At 59.9% G+C, this 15,405-nt stretch carries 16 protein-coding genes; 7 read left to right on the top strand and 9 right to left on the bottom strand.

The window, feature by feature from the left end:
* The first annotated feature begins 13 nt into the window (after positions 1–13).
* Positions 14–784 carry a MetQ/NlpA family ABC transporter substrate-binding protein gene (locus HNQ83_RS14505; RefSeq protein ID WP_096509832.1) on the top strand — a complete coding sequence of 257 codons (771 nt, stop codon included), beginning with the start codon at positions 14–16 and terminating at the stop codon, positions 782–784.
* A 182-nt stretch (positions 785–966) separates the two neighbouring features.
* Here HNQ83_RS14505 and HNQ83_RS14500 read toward each other — a convergent pair whose 3' ends face one another.
* The 4 genes from HNQ83_RS14500 to msuE all read right to left on the bottom strand — a co-directional run bounded on the left by HNQ83_RS14500 (position 967) and on the right by msuE (position 5,125).
* Complete coding sequence (locus HNQ83_RS14500; protein ID WP_175389597.1) at positions 967–2,070, bottom strand: sigma-54-dependent Fis family transcriptional regulator; 1,104 nt, start codon at positions 2,068–2,070, stop codon at positions 967–969.
* A gap of 24 nt (positions 2,071–2,094) precedes the next feature.
* Positions 2,095–3,282 carry an acyl-CoA dehydrogenase family protein gene (locus HNQ83_RS14495; protein ID WP_175389596.1) on the bottom strand — a complete coding sequence of 396 codons (1,188 nt, stop codon included), beginning with the start codon at positions 3,280–3,282 and terminating at the stop codon, positions 2,095–2,097.
* Between the two features lie 123 nt (positions 3,283–3,405).
* A complete protein-coding gene (gene ssuD, locus HNQ83_RS14490; RefSeq protein ID WP_175389595.1) occupies positions 3,406–4,551 on the bottom strand; it encodes an FMNH2-dependent alkanesulfonate monooxygenase in 1,146 nt (381 codons plus the stop codon).
* Between the two features lie 10 nt (positions 4,552–4,561).
* Entirely contained in the window at positions 4,562–5,125 is a 564-nt protein-coding gene (msuE, locus tag HNQ83_RS14485) for an FMN reductase (RefSeq protein ID WP_175389594.1), read from the bottom strand.
* Between the two features lie 410 nt (positions 5,126–5,535).
* On the opposite strand from msuE, the gene HNQ83_RS14480 reads away from it, so the two are divergent.
* The 4 genes from HNQ83_RS14480 (at position 5,536) to HNQ83_RS14465 (ending at position 9,757) form a co-directional block, all read left to right on the top strand.
* A complete protein-coding gene (locus tag HNQ83_RS14480) occupies positions 5,536–5,805 on the top strand; it encodes a hypothetical protein (protein WP_175389593.1) in 270 nt (89 codons plus the stop codon).
* Positions 5,806–5,905: 100 nt separating this feature from the next.
* Entirely contained in the window at positions 5,906–6,520 is a 615-nt protein-coding gene (locus HNQ83_RS14475; RefSeq protein ID WP_175389592.1) for a LysE family translocator, read from the top strand.
* A gap of 206 nt (positions 6,521–6,726) precedes the next feature.
* Entirely contained in the window at positions 6,727–7,884 is a 1,158-nt protein-coding gene (locus HNQ83_RS14470; protein WP_175389591.1) for a cysteine desulfurase family protein, read from the top strand.
* A 64-nt stretch (positions 7,885–7,948) separates the two neighbouring features.
* Positions 7,949–9,757 carry an aminopeptidase P family protein gene (locus HNQ83_RS14465; protein ID WP_175389590.1) on the top strand — a complete coding sequence of 603 codons (1,809 nt, stop codon included), beginning with the start codon at positions 7,949–7,951 and terminating at the stop codon, positions 9,755–9,757.
* Here the strand turns inward: HNQ83_RS14465 and HNQ83_RS14460 are convergent.
* Positions 9,750–10,658, bottom strand: a complete 909-nt coding sequence (locus tag HNQ83_RS14460; RefSeq protein ID WP_372241902.1) for a LysR family transcriptional regulator — start codon at positions 10,656–10,658, stop codon at positions 9,750–9,752. The genes HNQ83_RS14465 and HNQ83_RS14460 overlap by 8 nt on opposite strands.
* A gap of 116 nt (positions 10,659–10,774) precedes the next feature.
* Here HNQ83_RS14460 and HNQ83_RS14455 point away from each other — a divergent pair, with 116 nt between their 5' ends.
* The gene (locus HNQ83_RS14455; protein WP_175389589.1) at positions 10,775–11,773 is read left to right on the top strand and encodes a zinc-dependent alcohol dehydrogenase family protein; all 999 of its coding nucleotides are present in this window, start codon (positions 10,775–10,777) and stop codon (positions 11,771–11,773) included.
* On the opposite strand, the gene HNQ83_RS14450 is transcribed toward HNQ83_RS14455, so the two are convergent.
* Both HNQ83_RS14450 and HNQ83_RS14445 read right to left on the bottom strand, forming a co-directional pair.
* Positions 11,770–12,360: a 2-hydroxychromene-2-carboxylate isomerase gene (locus HNQ83_RS14450; RefSeq protein WP_175389588.1), complete on the bottom strand. Its 591-nt coding sequence runs from the start codon at positions 12,358–12,360 to the stop codon at positions 11,770–11,772. The two genes, HNQ83_RS14455 and HNQ83_RS14450, sit on opposite strands and share 4 nt — an antisense overlap.
* Before the next feature lie 39 nt (positions 12,361–12,399).
* On the bottom strand, positions 12,400–13,128 hold the full coding sequence (locus tag HNQ83_RS14445) for an SDR family oxidoreductase (RefSeq protein ID WP_175389587.1): 729 nt from the start codon (positions 13,126–13,128) through the stop codon (positions 12,400–12,402).
* Between the two features lie 92 nt (positions 13,129–13,220).
* Between HNQ83_RS14445 and HNQ83_RS14440 the strand changes: the two genes are divergently transcribed.
* Entirely contained in the window at positions 13,221–13,781 is a 561-nt protein-coding gene (locus HNQ83_RS14440) for a TetR/AcrR family transcriptional regulator (protein ID WP_175389586.1), read from the top strand.
* Between the two features lie 15 nt (positions 13,782–13,796).
* Here the strand turns inward: HNQ83_RS14440 and HNQ83_RS14435 are convergent, their stop codons facing one another.
* Both HNQ83_RS14435 and rhtA read right to left on the bottom strand, forming a co-directional pair.
* Positions 13,797–14,078: a hypothetical protein gene (locus HNQ83_RS14435; RefSeq protein WP_175389585.1), complete on the bottom strand. Its 282-nt coding sequence runs from the start codon at positions 14,076–14,078 to the stop codon at positions 13,797–13,799.
* Between the two features lie 167 nt (positions 14,079–14,245).
* Positions 14,246–15,133 (bottom strand): threonine/homoserine exporter RhtA, encoded by an 888-nt coding sequence (gene rhtA / locus HNQ83_RS14430; protein WP_175389584.1) that lies wholly within the window; start codon positions 15,131–15,133, stop codon positions 14,246–14,248.
* Positions 15,134–15,405: the final 272 nt, after the last annotated feature.

Genomic DNA, 15,405 nt, shown 5'->3' with positions numbered 1-15,405 from the left:
CTAGGAGTACAACATGAAAAAGACCCTGGCCATTCTGGCTGCCCTGGTTTCGTTGAGCGTTCACGCCAATGAAAAACTCACCGTCGGTGCGACACCGGTGCCCCACGCGGAAATCCTCGAATTCGTCAAACCGACCCTGGCCAAGGAAGGCGTGGACCTGGACATCAAGGTGTTCACCGATTTCATCCAGCCGAATCAGCAACTGGCGCTGAAGAACCTCGACGCCAACTATTACCAGTACCGACCCTTCCTCGATGACTACAACAAGACCCGTCACACCGATCTGGTGCCGGTGGTCGGCGTGCACATCGAGCCATTCGGCGCTTACTCGACCAAGATCAAAAACATCTCCGAGCTCAAGGACGGCGCCACCGTGTCGATCCCCAACGACCCGGTGAACACCGGTCGCGCGCTGGTGCTGTTGCACGAAGCCGGGCTGATCAAACTCAAGGACCCGAGCAACACCCTCGCGACCCAACGGGACATCGCGGAAAACCCCAAGCACCTGAAAATCCGTGAACTGGAAGGTGCATTGCTGGCGCGTTCGGTGAGCCAGGTGGACCTGGCGTTCGTGTTTGCCAACTACGCGCTGGAAGCCGGGATCGACACCAACAGCGCGTTGATCGTCGAGAAGGGCAAGAGCCTGTACATCGAGTTCCTTGTCGCCCGGCCGGACAACATCAACGACCCGGGCCTGCAGAAGCTGGCCAAGGCGTTGAACTCCGATGACGTGCGGCAGTTCATCCTGACGCGCTATAAAGGACAGATTGCGCCGGGGTTCTGAATTATCGGTGGCTGACAAGACGCCTTCGCGAGCAGGCTCGCTCCCACAAGGGATTTTGTGAACGACACAGATCCAATGTGGGAGCGAGCCTGCTCGCGAAGGTCGCACCGCTTATTTTGGATCTGTCCCGGATTCCAGGCGCTGCGCCCCCGGCCCCTGTTCCCCCAATGCATCCCCAAAAATTAAATCGAGAGCTGCATCAGGCGTTCACCCTGCACGTTTTCCGTGGGCCGGCGCTTGTTCACCGCCAGTTCGCCGATCTTGATCAGGCGAGTGCGGGTGACGTTGCGACTCAACCCCAGCAACGCGGCAGTGTGCACCTGGTTGTAGTGGCTGAAGCGATAGGCGGCGCGCAACAAGGCATCTTCGACTTTCTCGTGCAAAGCACCGGCCTGTTCCTCGAAGAGCTTTTGGAAGGCCCGATCCAGCAGCGCTTGGGCGGAGTCATCGACTGGCGTGTGATAGTCGTCCTGACGCTCGATGCGCATGTTCGACAGGCGCAGGTCGTCGCGTTCGATCACGCCGTTGCGGCAAATCAGCAGGGTGTGGTGAATGACGTTTTCCAGCTCGCGGATGTTGCCCGGCCAGCTGTAGCTGCGCAGTTTCAGTTCGGCCTCTTTGCTGATGGTGATGCTGCCGTAGCCCAGGCGCTGGCTGTAGGCGTCGATGAAATGGCGGGTCAGCGGCAGGATGTCGCCCGGACGCTCGCGCAGGGGGCTCAGTTCCAGACTGACCACGTCGAGCCGGTAATACAAGTCTTCGCGGAAATGCCCGGCGTTGATGGCTTTTTCAAGTTGCACGTTGGTCGCCGCCAGCACCCGCACATTGATGGGAATGCTCTTGCGTGAACCCAGGCGCACCACTTCGCGCTCCTGCAACACCCGCAGCAATTTGACCTGGATCGCCATCGGCAAATCGCCGATTTCATCGAGGAACAAGGTGCCGCCGTCGGCCTCTTCGAACCAGCCGGCCTTGGCGCTCAATGCGCCGGTAAACGCGCCTTTTTCATGGCCGAACAACTCGGCCTCGACCAGGGATTCGGAAAACGCGCCGCAGTTCACCGCCACGAACGGACGATTGCGCCGGGCGCTGAGGTTGTGGATATGTCGGGCCACCAGTTCTTTGCCGGTGCCGGTTTCGCCAATGATCAGCACACTGGCTTCACTGGGCGCGACTTGTTGCAGATGCGCCAGCAAGGCCTGTGATTTCGGGTCTTCGAACACTTGGGCCGTGGCGCGGATGGATGTCGCCAGAGCGGGCGAGGGCGGTAAGGTCAGCAGTTGCATAAGGCACGCTCCATGGAGGGCAGGCTAGGAATAGAAAGTCGGAATCGGCAAGGCCTGGTTCAGCGCCCAGTCACCCAGTTCGTGAATCTTGTAGTCCACCGGGTCATGTAGGGTCTGGGTGCGCAGGTTGCGCCAGTGACGGTCCAGGCGCAGCGAAGCATGGGTCGAGCGGGCACCGGTCACTTCGAACAAACGGCTGCACAACTCCAGGCCATTGCGGGTCGCGGCGACCTTGGCCGTGGCAATGGCGGTGGCCAGATGGCCGCGCTCTTCGGCAGTGAGGTCCGGACCTTTGGCCCAGGCCTTGTCGAGCAGATCGGCAGCACGCTCCACCAGCAACCGTACGCCTTCGAGGGCCACCCAGAATTCGCCGTAATGGCCGAGCACATAAGGGTCCTGGTGCACATCCCGGGCTGTGGATTTGTGCCATGGCCGGGTCTCGGTCAGGGTGTATTGCCGCGCCTCCTCGAAGGCGCCTTCGGCAATACCGAGGAACATGTGGGTAAATGTGAGCTGGGCGATCAGCGGGCGAAGGCAGGCGAACGGCGTACTCAGCGGCCCCGGATCGAGCAGCAGTTCCGACTCTTCGACGCGCACCCGTTCGAAGGTGGCGCTGCCGCTGTCGGTCTGGCGCTGGCCCATGTTGTTCCAGTCGTTGTGCAAGGTGATGCCGCTGCGACCGCTGGGGATGGCGGCGATCAACAGTTTGCCGCCGGCACTCTCGTCCACCGCCGAGGCAATCAGCATTTCCGAATCGCTGGCGCCGGAGCAGAAACTTTTCTTGCCGGAAAACTCACGCCAGCCACCGAGGTTTTTCACCACGGTGCGGGTGTCCAGCGGGTTGAGGGCGTTGCCCCAGAACCAGTTCTTGCGCGCGGTCTGTTCAAACCACGGCTGCCATTGATCGGGCCGGGCGAACAGGCGCACGGTGGCGAGCATCAGGTGATGGAAGCCAAACACGTGGGCAATCGAACTGTCGACCTTGGCGAACTCGCGCACGATGGTCAGGGTTTCACTCCAGTTGGCACCGAGGCCACCGAAGCGGGTGGGAATACTGAGCGCCAGCAGGCCGCTGTGGCGCAGGGCGTCACGCTCGGCCTTGGGCGTACCGCCACGCTCGTCGCGCTCGACGGCGGTCAAGGCAAACCCGGCGGCCAATTGGCGGGCGGTCTGCAACGGGGAGATCAGGGCGCTGTGCGGCTTGGCAGTCACGCGGGTTTCCTTCTTGAGAAACAACACATATCCACTGTGGGAGCGAGCCTGCTCGCGAAGAGGCCGGAACATCCAACATCAGAGTCGACTGTGCGGACGCTTTCGCGAGCAGGGTTTGCGGGGTCAGGCTGTGGCTTTGGCCGGGAGCACATCATTGGCAATCATTTCGCCAAACGGCCCGGTCAGATTGGTGACCCCGCGTCCGGCCAGGCTGGCGTACGGCTCGGGCAGCAGCGGGAACACCAGTTCGGCAAAGCGATAGGCCTCTTCAAGGTGCGGGTAGCCGGAGAAGATGAAACTCTCGATCCCCAGGTCCGCGTATTCCTTGATGCGCGCCGCCACCTGCTGCGGATCGCCCACCAGCGCCGTCCCGGCACCACCCCGTACCAGGCCTACGCCAGCCCACAGATTGGGCGAAATTTCCAGGTTGTCTCGACGCCCGTCATGCAGGGCCGCCATGCGCCGCTGGCCTTCGGAGTCGAAGCGCGAAAAGGATTTCTGCGCAGCGGCGATGGTCTCGTCGCTGATGTGCTCGATCAGTTTGTCGGCGGCTTTCCACGCCTCTTCGGCGGTTTCGCGCACGATCACATGCAGGCGAATCCCGAACTTCACGGTGCGCCCGTGACGAGCTGCGCGCTCACGGACATCGGCAAGCTTTTGCGCCACGGCTGCCGGTGGTTCGCCCCAGGTCAGGTAGACATCGACCTGCTCGGCGGCCAGGTCATGGGCAGCATCGGAGGAACCGCCGAAATACAACGGCGGATAGGGTTTCTGCACGGGCGGATACAGGGCCTTGGCGTTCTGCACGCGCAGGTGTTTGCCCTCGAAATCCACCGACTCGCCTTGCAATACACGGCGCCAGATCTTCAGGAATTCGTCGGTGACTTCGTAGCGTTCGCTGTGGTCGAGGAAACTGCCGTCGCCACGGTTTTCATCCGGATCGCCGCCGGTCACCACATTGATCAGCAAGCGGCCGTTGGACAACCGATCCAGGGTCGCGGCCATGCGCGCCGAGACGGTTGGCGAAATGATCCCGGGACGAATCGCCACCAGATACCGCAAGCGTTCAGTCAACGGCACCAGCGCCGAAGCGATCACCCACGAGTCTTCGCAGGAGCGCCCGGTGGGGATCAGCACGCCGTGATAGCCGAGGCTGTCAGCGGCCTGGGCCACTTGTTTCAGGTAGTTAAGGGTGACCGGGCGTGCGCCCTGTGTCGTGCCCAGGTAATGGCCGTCACCGTGGGTAGGCAGAAACCAGAAAACATCCATGAAGAAGTCCTTAAGCGATTTTCAGCAGAGGGTTGGGGTGCACGCCGAACAACGGCGCGGCGCGTTCTGCAGCAAGACGAATGCGGGCCTTCAAGGGCTCACTGGTTATTTGATAATTGGAAAAATCGGCTTCGGTGGCATACACGCCAATCGGCAAGGTCAACGCCTGGAAGAAACTGAACAGCGGCCGCAACTGGTGATCGAGCACCAGTGCGTGACGTTCGCTGCCACCGGTAGCGGCCAGCAGCACCGGGGTGTTGATCAGCGCATTCAGGTCGATCAGGTCGAACAGGTGCTTGAGCAGGCCAGGGTAGGAACCGCGATAAACCGGCGCTGCGACGATCAGCAGGTCGGCGTTTTCAATCGCCTGCAGTTCGGCTTCGACTTCTGCGCTCACTTCCTGGCGGGACAGCGCCGCGCCCAGTGGCCGGGCGATGTCGCCCAATTCGATCAGCCTGCTCTCGATCGGCAGTTGCTCGGCCAGTTGCGCCAACAGCGCTTGGGTCAGTACCAGAGTGCGGGAGGGGCGCCAGGTACCGCCGGAGAGGGCAACGACTTTCAGTGCACGCGACATGATCAGTTCCTTTTTAAACAGTTGCTGGGGAAACAGTGAGTCATCACTGGGCTTGTCCCCCTTGAGCAAGAGCTGTACCAATCCCTCGAGGCCACGGTTTTCGGGGCTTTCAGCGCGTTGATCAATACGCGCTGTTGATTTTTCAGGGCTGTTTGTTGAATGACTGTTGCCTGATGAACAGTTGCCTGAGCAACAGTTCGTCAGCGGATGGCGTTGTTATAAAGCTTCGTTTTTATTCCGTAAAAGAAGTTAAATTAATATTTATAGTTCTTTATGGAATATATGGGTGGTCAAGAGACGGAAATTAGAAAAACTCGATAGCGACTATCGAGCGTGTTGATTTCTGCCCGCCCGGAGGCGCGAGTAGCCTGTGTTCATTGCCCCGAACCCAGATTGCCAGGACGCTCGCCATGAAAACCCTGATCACCACTTTCCTGCTGCTGACCCTGTCCGTTCTTGCCGGATGTGCCAGCCATGTGTCCCCGGAATTGCGGCCCTACACCGCTGAAGAAACCCGGGAATTGGCCCTGGAGGCGTTGAATCGCCGCGGCTTGTCATTCGACGAGTACCACGCGAAAAAGGCCGAAATACTGGGTGAGCCGCAAAAGACTTTCGGCTTCGACAAACAGGGTGAGATGAACGCCGAGCGAGCTGTACAGCTGCACGGTCGTCCAAGCTGAGCAATAACTGTACTGCTCGAACTTTCACCTAACTGTCCATGGGTTTGCGTCGGGGTGTGCGATAGGGTCAATACCTGACCGACCCTGATGGACTGCCACCATGACACTCTCCCTCGATCTGCTGCTGGGCTTCGCCCTGTTTGCCCTTGTCACCTCGATCACACCCGGTCCGAACAACACGATGTTGCTGGCATCCGGCGTGAACTTCGGCTTTAACCGCACCATCCCCCATATGCTCGGCATCACTTGCGGTTTCTTCGTGCTGGTCGTGGCGGTCGGGTTCGGTTTGGGCGCGGTGTTCCAGACTTACCCCTTGCTCTATTCCGTGCTGCGTTACGTAGGCGCGGCATATTTGCTGTACCTGGCATGGAAAATCGCGCATTCCGGGCCGGTCTCGGACAGTGAGAAGGGCGAGGCCAAACCGATCAGCTACCTGGGCGCCGCCGCGTTCCAGTGGGTCAACCCCAAGGCCTGGATCATGGCCATCGGCGCCATCAGCACCTACACCCCAATGCAGGGCTACTTCACCAATGTCATTGTGATTGCCGCGGTATTCGCGATCATCAACCTGCCAAGCGTCGGTGTCTGGGCCGCGTGCGGCACGCTGTTGCGCAATGTGCTGAAGGACCGCCGCTGGTTGCGCCTGTTCAACTGGGGCATGGCCGCGCTGCTGGTGGCGTCGCTGTATCCGATCCTGCTCGAAAGCTTTAACTGACGCATTGCTTCAACCGGTTGCCCGATGCCTGTTAAGCTCGCCTTTCAGGAGCGTTCCAACGCACTTTTAAATGAAGTTGTACTTCTTTAACGGCATCCGATCAGGTATTGGTAACGTTCTGAAACCTCGGCGCAGCTCACAAGGCTGCGTCTTGACGTTTACAGTCACGAGCTTCCTGATCCCGGAACACGCTCTGCGAGTCTTTTATGAATAAGCGTCCGCTGTATTTCGACTACGCCGCCACCACGCCGGTGGATGAGCGGGTCATCAAGGTCATGGTCGAGTGCCTGGGTCTGAGCGGCAATTTCGGCAACCCGGCGTCCAGCTCCCACGCGTTTGGCCAACAGGCCCGGCAATCGGTCGAGCAGGCGCGCCGCCAGGTCGCCGAACTGGTGGGGGCCACGCCAGAGCAGATCGTCTGGACCTCCGGTGCCACCGAGTCCAATAACCTCGCCCTCAAGGGTGTCTTCCAGGCGCGGGGCGTTGCCGGCGGCCACGTCATCACCAGCCAGATCGAACACAAGGCCATCCTCGACACCACTAAACAATTGCAGGATGCCGGCGTCGCGGTGACGTACCTGATGCCGGACGCCGATGGCCTGATCACGCCGCAAGCGGTCAGCGAAGCCATGCGCGAAGACACCTTCCTGGTGTCGCTGATGCTGGTCAACAACGAACTGGGCACGGTCAACGACATCCCGGCCATCGGCCAGGTGGTACGCCATCGCGGTGCGCTGTTGCATGTCGACGCGGCTCAGGGCGCCGGTAAGGTGGCCATTGACCTGGCCGAGTGGCCGGTGGACCTGATGTCGTTCTCCGCGCACAAACTCTATGGTCCCAAGGGGATTGGCGCGCTCTATGTCGGCCAACGGGCGCAACAGCGCGTGCTGGCGCAGATCCACGGCGGCGGGCACGAAGGCGGTCTGCGCTCCGGTACCCTGGCGACGCATCAGATTGTTGCCATGGGGGAGGCTTTTGCGCTGGCAGCGGCTGCGTTCGAGGAAGAAAAAACGCTGATCGTGCGCCTGCGTGAACGCTTGCTCGAGCAACTGTTCAGCATTCCCGGTGTACGTCTCAACGGCAGCCCGAACCAACGTATTCCCCATACCCTGAGCCTGACCTTCAGTGAAGGCGAGTTCAATTCGGCAGCATTGCTCGCTTCAATTGCGTTTTCCGCGACCTCGGCCTGTAATTCCGCCAGCAATGCTCCGTCCCATGTGCTGCTGGCCCTGGGGCACGACGCCCGTTCGGCGAGTCGCACCATTCGCTTGAGCCTGGGACGTTTCACCACCGAGCAGGATATCGATCAAGCGGCACAACTGATTAAAGCGGCCTGCGCCAGTGCTCCGGCATTCTGGCAATAGGGCCATAAATGCCGAGATTGATCGGCACATGACAATAAATGATTAGCGGTTAGCAGGAGTCACGATGAGTACGCAGTCTTCGATCAATGGATCGGTGCCCCAGCGCCTGGCGCAAACCCGCGAGCTGATGAGCCGGGAGGGCATCCACGCGCTTCTGGTGCCGTCGGCCGACCCGCACCTGTCCGAATACCTGCCGGGCTACTGGCAAGGGCGGCAGTGGTTGTCCGGTTTCCATGGTTCGGTCGGCACCCTGATCGTGACCCCGGATTTTGCCGGTGTCTGGGCCGACAGCCGTTACTGGGAACAAGCGACCAAGGAACTCAAGGGCAGCGGTATCGAGCTGGTCAAGCTGCAACCGGGCCAACCGAGTCCTCTGGACTGGCTGGCCGAACAAACCCCTGAAGGCGGTGTGGTTGCGGTCGATGGCGCGGTGATGGCCGTGGCCTCGGCGCGCACCTTGGGCAGCAAACTGGAAGAGCGCGGCGCACGCCTGCGCACGGACATCGATCTGTTGAGCGAAGTCTGGACTGATCGCCCGACGCTGCCGAACGAGCCGATCTATCAACACTTGCCACCGCAAGCCACTGTCAGCCGTGGCGAAAAGCTCGCCAAGCTGCGCGAAACCTTGCAGGCCAAGGGTGCCGACTGGCATTTCATCGCCACCCTCGATGACATCGCCTGGCTGTTCAACCTGCGCGGCGGCGATGTGTCGTTCAACCCGGTGTTTGTGTCTTTCGCCTTGATCAGCCAACAACAGGCGACCCTGTTCGTGGCGTTGAGCAAGGTCGATGCCGAGCTGCGCGCGGTCCTGGAACAGGACGGCGTGACCCTGCGCGACTACAGCGAAGTGGCTGATGCGCTGCGTTCAGTGCCGAGCGGAGCGAGCTTGCTGGTCGATCCGGCGCGGGTAACGGCCGGTCTGCTGGACAACCTGAACAGCGGCGTCAAGCTGATCGAAGGTTTGAACCCGACCACTCTGGCCAAGTCGCAGAAGAGCCTGGCCGATGCCGGGCACATCCGTCAGGCCATGGAGCAGGACGGTGCGGCACTCTGTGAGTTCTTCACCTGGCTCGACTCGGCGCTGGGCCGTGAGCGCGTCACCGAACTGACCATCGACGAAAAACTCACCGCCGCGCGCGAGCGCCGTCCGGGTTACGTCTCGCTGAGCTTCAATACGATCGCGGCGTTCAACGCCAACGGCGCGATGCCGCATTACCACGCCACCGAAGAGGAGCACGCGGTGATCGAGGGCGACGGCCTGTTGCTGATCGACTCCGGCGGACAGTACCTGGGCGGCACGACCGACATCACGCGGATGGTGGCGGTGGGTACGCCGACCGAAGAGCAGAAGCGCGATTGCACGCGCGTACTCAAGGGCGTGATCGCCTTGTCTCGCGCACGGTTCCCCAAAGGCATTCTGTCGCCGCTGCTCGACGCCATTGCCCGCGCGCCGATCTGGGCTGATAACGTCGACTACGGTCATGGCACCGGTCACGGCGTCGGTTACTTCCTCAACGTTCACGAAGGTCCGCAAGTCATCGCCTATCAAGCCGCGCCTGCGCCGCAAACCGCGATGCAACCGGGCATGATCACCTCTATCGAGCCGGGCACTTACCGTCCTGGCCGCTGGGGTGTGCGGATCGAGAACCTGGCGATGAACCGCGAGGCAGGCAGCAGCGAATTCGGCGAGTTCCTGAAATTCGAAACCCTGACCCTGTGCCCGATCGACACCCGCTGCCTGGAAACGTCGTTGCTGACGGAAGAGGAAAAGCAGTGGTTCAACGCTTACCACGCCGAAGTGCGCGAGCGTCTGAGCCCGTTGCTCGAGGGTGCGGCCCTTGAGTGGTTGAACACTCGCACCGCAGCTATTTGATGGGTTGCAGCGCTGGCGCTGATTCCAGCGCCAGCGCCATGTAATCGACAAAGGCTTTGACCCTGGCGGATTGGCGACGATTCGCCGGGGATACGGCATGTATCGGTAGCGACTGCGCGGTGTAGTCCTGCAAAATCGCCGTCACTCTCCCGGCCTTCAGATCCTCGCTGAACAGCCACACCGGCGACAACGAAATACCCATGCCTCCCAGCACCATCTCGCGAATCGCCTCGGAGTTGTTGCTTTGCGCATTGCCCTTGATCCGTACTTCGTGGCGCTGGGCACCTTTCTCATACCTCCATAGGTTCTGGCTGGTCAGCAGGTTGAACAGTAGGCAGTTGTGTCTGCCGAGTTCCTGGGGTGTTCGCGGCTGGCCGTGGTGCGCCAGGTATTCCGGCGCCGCGACAGTCACCCTGTGGGTGGTGCCGATATGGCGGGCAATCAAGCCTGTGTCGCTCAGTTCACCGATCCTGAACGTGACATCCAGCCCTTCACTGATCAGGTCCTGATTCTGATCGCTCAGTTGCAGGTCGATCTGAACCTCAGGATGGCGCTTGAGGAATTGCGGCAGGCGCGGCGCAATCTGTAAGCGTCCGAAACTGACCGAGGAACCGATTCTCAGGGGGCCGGCGATGGTTTCCCGGCCGGACTGGAAACTGTGCTCCGCCGCGTCCACTGCTGCGAGTATTTGTCGGCATTGGGTGTAGTAGCGCTGCCCCTCATCGGTCAGGGAAAGCCGTCGCGTACTGCGGGCAATCAGCTTTCCCCCCAGTTCTGATTCCAGCGCGCGCAGCACTTTGCTGATGGTCGGCTGGCTGGTCTGCAATTCACGGGCGACGGCGGAAAAACTGCCGCGTTCGACCACGCGAACGAAAATGGCCATTGCGTTGAGTTTGTCCACGGAGTACCTGATTAATGCCAAATGGGCATGCTTACTATAGCTATATGGCGTCTTATCGGCATGAGTGAGTTGACGGAAGATCGATCCTACAACTACCTCTGACGGGAATACGCGAAATGACTGACTTACTGCAAATGAGAGCGCTGATGGTTGACGCGGCTAATGCCCCGCTGCGTTTGGCCTCCATTGATCGGCCGGTTCCGGCTGCTGGTCAGGTGTTGGTGCGGATCGTGGCCAGCGGCGTGAATCCCCTGGATGGGAAAATTCGCTCGGGCCAGGCCGCTCATGCGCGCCAGCCCTTGCCGGCGGTGTTGGGTATGGACCTGGCGGGAACGGTGGAGGCGTTGGGCGAGGGTGTCAGTGGCTGGAAGCCGGGCGATGAGGTCTATGCCATGGCGACGGGAATTGGTGGGGCCCCGGGTTCACTGGCGGAGTACGCGGTGGTCGATGCACGGTTGCTGGCGCGAAAGCCGGTGAATCTGAGCATGCGTGAAGCGGCAGGATTGCCGTTGGTGCTGATCACGGCCTGGGAAGGATTGGTCGATCGGGCTCGGGTGCGTGCGGGGCAGAAAGTGTTGATCCATGGTGGGGCGGGTGGCGTCGGTCATGTCGCGGTACAAATCGCCCGCGCTTTCGGTGCCGAGGTATTTGCCACCGGCTCTGCGCGGCAGCAGGGGATCATAGAAGGCTTGGGGGCAACCTTTATCGATTACCGCCAATCTTCGGTCGAGGACTATGTGGCCGAGTACACGGCGGGGGAAGGCTTCGATATCGTCTATGACACGGTGGGTGGTGAAACCCTGGATGCTTCTTTCAAGGCTGCGCGCCTGTATCACGGGCACGTGGTGAGTTGCCTGGGGTGGGGGCAGCACAGTCTTGCGCCGCTGTCGTTTCGCGGTGCGACCTATTCCGGTGTCTTTACCTTGTTGCCGTTGCTGACGGGGCAGGGGCGTGAGCATCACGGTGAAATTCTGGGCGAAGCGGCACGCTTGATCGAGGCGGGCAGGCTCAAACCGATACTCGATCCGCGCCGGTTCACCCTGCAAACCGCCGAGACCGCCCATGAGCTGCTGCTGTCGGGAGCGGCGCAGGGGCGGTTAGTCATCGAGATTTAACTCAAGGCTTCGCGGACGAATTCCAATCGGTCCTGGCCGAAAAACAATTGATCACCGACAAACATGCTCGGGGCGCCGAATACACCGCGCTGAACCGCATTCTCGGTGTTGTTCTTGAGCGCGGCTTTGACCTCCTCATCGGCGGTCAGGGCCAGCACTTCATTGGGATCGAACCCGTTCTGGGTCAGCACCGACGCCACGGTTGCCGGTTCATCAAGGCTGCGGCCGTCAACCCACAGTGCCTTGAACAGGCAATCGATGAGGGCGGCGAAGCGTTCGGGATGACGCAGTTGCATGCCGGTGACAGCGCGCATGAGCATCAGGGTGTTGATCGGGAAGTGCGGATTGAATTTCAGCGGGACGCCATAGCGTCTGGCATATCGGTCGAGGTCCTGAAACATGTAGCGACCTTTGGCCGGAATGGCCGCCGGGGTGGCGTTGCCGGTGGCTTTGAACACGCCGCCGAGCAGGATCGGGACGTAGATCAACTGGCTGTCGGTTTGTTCGCAGATTTTGGGTAGCTGGGTGTACGCCAGATAGGTGGCGGGGCTGCCCAGGTCAAACAAGAACTCCACGGTTTTACTCATCGTCGGTGCACTCTGCTTATTGTTGTTGGGGGGGAGGGCTTACCAGCGTTCGCTCCAGGGGCGCAGGTCCAGTTCGAAGGTCCAGGCGTCGCGGGGCTGGCTGTGCAGATACCAGTAGTTTTCGGCAATGTGTTCGGGGTTGAGAATGCCGTCCTGATCTTTGGTCGCGTACTTTTCCGGGAAGTTGTCGCGGATGAAATCGGTATCGATGGCGCCGTCGACGATGATGTGCGCAACATGAATGTTCATCGGACCGAGTTCTCGGGCCATGCTTTGCGCCAGTGCACGGATCCCGTGCTTGGCGCCGGCGAATGCGGCAAAGCCGGCGGCACCGCGCATGCCGGCGGTGGCACCGGTAAAGAGGATCGTGCCCCGTTGTCGCTTGGCCATGCGCTTGGCCACTTCCCGGGCATTGAGAAACCCTGAGAAACAGGCCATTTCCCAAATCTTGAAATACTTGCGGGCGGTTTCTTCGAGAATGCTGCAGGGTACGTTCGCACCGATGTTGAACACGAACGCTTCGATGGGGCCGATCTCGCTTTCAATCTGCTCGACCAGTGCCACCACATCTTCTTCCTTGCGGGCATCGCAGGCAAATCCGTGGGCCTCACCGCCAGCGGCCTTGATTGACTCCACCAATGGCTGGAGCTTATCCGCGCTACGGCGAGTCACACAGGCTACAAATCCTTCCTGTGCAAAGCGCTTGGCAATGGCGCCACCTGTAGCATCCCCAGCGCCGACAACCAGTACGACCTTCTTGTTATTCATGGGTGGATCCCTTTAGTAAACGATCGTTAACTAAACGAACGTTATGCTACGATTCGACCAACGTCAAGGCGATCAACTCTGAGGGAAAGGCAATGCGTTACTCGGCCAATCACAAGTCGGAAACAAGGGAGAAGCTGCTGCACAGCAGCGCGGTGTCTGCCAAGACATCCGGTTTTTCCACGGTAGGTGTCGACGGCTTGATGAAAGCGATCGGCTTGAGTGGCGGGGCTTTTTACAGCCACTTCTCATCGAAGGACGAGTTGTTCGCTTCCATAGTCGAACATGAATTGCGCCAGAGTCTGGAGCGATTGGGGGCTGATCAGGGTCGTGACAAGCTGGAGCGCTGTTTGAAGCGCTACCTCACGATGTCCCATGTCGAACATCCGGAAACCGGCTGTGCCTTGCCTGCATTGGGGGCCGAGATAGCCCGTTCAGATGAGAGGATTCGTCAGCAGGCGGAACATTGGATTTGCCTACTTCAGCAGAGTTGGGCGCAGGTGCTGGAGAGTGACAGCCTGGCCTGGGCCATACTGTCGCAATGCGTCGGAGCGCTGGTGGTGGCACGGATGCTCGCCACGCCGGAGCTTCAGCGCACTGTGCTGAAGTCCAGTTATGATGAAATCGGTCGTCAGATCTCGAATCCGGGAATCTGACACCGCGCCATCAATTTACTTGCAGATAACGATCATGCTGCGGCTGGTATAGCCTGCAGGGTTGAGGCCGAACGGGTAATCGCCGGGCTCTTCCACGGCATCCCCGGATTTGGCAATGACCTTGTAACCCTTGGGGGCGCACGAGTTGGCGGCGCTGGCGTAGCACTTGTCCCAAGAGGATGACAGCCCTGAACAGTTGATGTGCAGCCCTTTCTTCCCGTGTTTCATCTGCGTTTTCGATGTTGCCGCACAGCCCGCAATTGCAAGTACGGCGATCAGTATCAAAATTCGTTTCATTGCTGTCCTTGGTGCATTTCCGGATCTCACGCCCGGTCTGGCAGTATTCGCTTTCGCATGAAGCGTTCTGATATCCCTATCCTGAAAAATCCATGTCTGGCACTGGGTTGCGGACCTAAACATGGCCTAAATGAGCGGTAAATACCAGTACCTCGTCAAATCTGGCATTAATCCGCCGCAATTGCGGGCTTTGCGACGCTGCCCATGGTCATGGTGGCGCCGACTGAAGCCAGAATAATGCAGAGGATAGCCATCCACTGTGACAGAGACAGGTATTCATGGAGGAACAACAAGCCTGACAGCGCGCCGAATGCGGGTTCAATGCTCATCAATGTCCCGAAGGTTCTGGCCGGCATGCGTGTAAGGGCGACCATCTCCAGCGTATAGGGGAGGGCCGTGGACAGGATGGCGACGCCAATGGCCACCGGGATCAGCGACGGAGTCAGCAACGCGGCACCCGCATGAACGATACCAATGGGTGCTACAAACAGGGCGGCAATCATTACGCCCAGCGCGGCTGTCTGCACGCCATTGTCAGCGCCAGCCTTTTGACCGAAGAGAATGTAAAGCGCCCAGCAGACCCCGGCGCCCAACGCATATCCGGCTCCTAGCAGATCGATACCCTCGGTCGTTGCGCCCGTCGGTATCAGTAGCAGTAAACCGACGGCCGCGAGGGCGATCCACAGAAAGTCGATTGCCCGGCGTGAAGCGTAAATGGCAACGGCCAATGGCCCGGTGAATTCCAGTGCCACCGCAATACCCAGGGGGACTGTGCGCAAGGACATATAGAAGAGGAAATTCATACCCCCCAGCGCCATGCCGTAAACGATGACGGTCCGCAGAGACTTCGCTGTGAGTTTCGCCCGCCATGGGCGTAACAGCAGCAACATGATCACACTGGCAAAGATCAATCGCAGGGTTGTGGTCCCTTGAGCACCGATGAAAGGGAACATGCTTTTGGCCAGGGAGGCACCGGACTGGATCGACGCCATGGCTATTAATAGCAGGCCGACCGAAAACAAGGTCGAGGCAAGGCTGCGAGGCTGATCGTTCATGGAGTGGCATCGTCCAAAGTAGAGAGCGTGGTGCTGTTCTTGATATTGGGCAATATATTGCGCAATCGTCGCTGGCGCGTCTACATATAGGCAGCAATTTGTTCCAGTTGATAGAAAAACCAAATTAGGTGTTGACGGCAGATTTCAGATATCTATAATTCGCCCCACTTCCGGCGCAGTCGAAACGGAAAACTCCTTGATAAACAATGAGTTACGAAGTTTTCGACAGTGAGTTGCTTCAGGTCATCGAAGCCGAAAGGGAGTTGAAAAAG

The organism is Pseudomonas sp. C2B4, from assembly GCF_013359695.1.
Taxonomy (GTDB): Bacteria; Pseudomonadota; Gammaproteobacteria; order Pseudomonadales; family Pseudomonadaceae; genus Aquipseudomonas.
Note: the sequence above shows the minus strand (reverse complement) of the source record. Positions and strands in the feature narration are given on the sequence as shown.

Bases quoted from the DNA above. Each gene is read 5' to 3' on its own strand.
- HNQ83_RS14435 (WP_175389585.1), bottom strand. From the start codon at position 14,078: ATGAAACGAATTTTGATACTGATCGCCGTACTTGCAATTGCGGGCTGT.
- HNQ83_RS14475 (WP_175389592.1), top strand. From the start codon at position 5,906: ATGACACTCTCCCTCGATCTGCTGCTGGGCTTCGCCCTGTTTGCCCTT.
- HNQ83_RS14500 (WP_175389597.1), bottom strand. From the start codon at position 2,070: ATGCAACTGCTGACCTTACCGCCCTCGCCCGCTCTGGCGACATCCATC.
- msuE (WP_175389594.1), bottom strand. From the start codon at position 5,125: ATGTCGCGTGCACTGAAAGTCGTTGCCCTCTCCGGCGGTACCTGGCGC.
- HNQ83_RS14440 (WP_175389586.1), top strand. From the start codon at position 13,221: ATGCGTTACTCGGCCAATCACAAGTCGGAAACAAGGGAGAAGCTGCTG.
- HNQ83_RS14465 (WP_175389590.1), top strand. From the start codon at position 7,949: ATGAGTACGCAGTCTTCGATCAATGGATCGGTGCCCCAGCGCCTGGCG.
- HNQ83_RS14445 (WP_175389587.1), bottom strand. From the start codon at position 13,128: ATGAATAACAAGAAGGTCGTACTGGTTGTCGGCGCTGGGGATGCTACA.
- HNQ83_RS14450 (WP_175389588.1), bottom strand. From the start codon at position 12,360: ATGAGTAAAACCGTGGAGTTCTTGTTTGACCTGGGCAGCCCCGCCACC.
- HNQ83_RS14455 (WP_175389589.1), top strand. From the start codon at position 10,775: ATGACTGACTTACTGCAAATGAGAGCGCTGATGGTTGACGCGGCTAAT.
- HNQ83_RS14480 (WP_175389593.1), top strand. From the start codon at position 5,536: ATGAAAACCCTGATCACCACTTTCCTGCTGCTGACCCTGTCCGTTCTT.
- HNQ83_RS14470 (WP_175389591.1), top strand. From the start codon at position 6,727: ATGAATAAGCGTCCGCTGTATTTCGACTACGCCGCCACCACGCCGGTG.
- HNQ83_RS14505 (WP_096509832.1), top strand. From the start codon at position 14: ATGAAAAAGACCCTGGCCATTCTGGCTGCCCTGGTTTCGTTGAGCGTT.
- ssuD (WP_175389595.1), bottom strand. From the start codon at position 4,551: ATGGATGTTTTCTGGTTTCTGCCTACCCACGGTGACGGCCATTACCTG.
- rhtA (WP_175389584.1), bottom strand. From the start codon at position 15,133: ATGAACGATCAGCCTCGCAGCCTTGCCTCGACCTTGTTTTCGGTCGGC.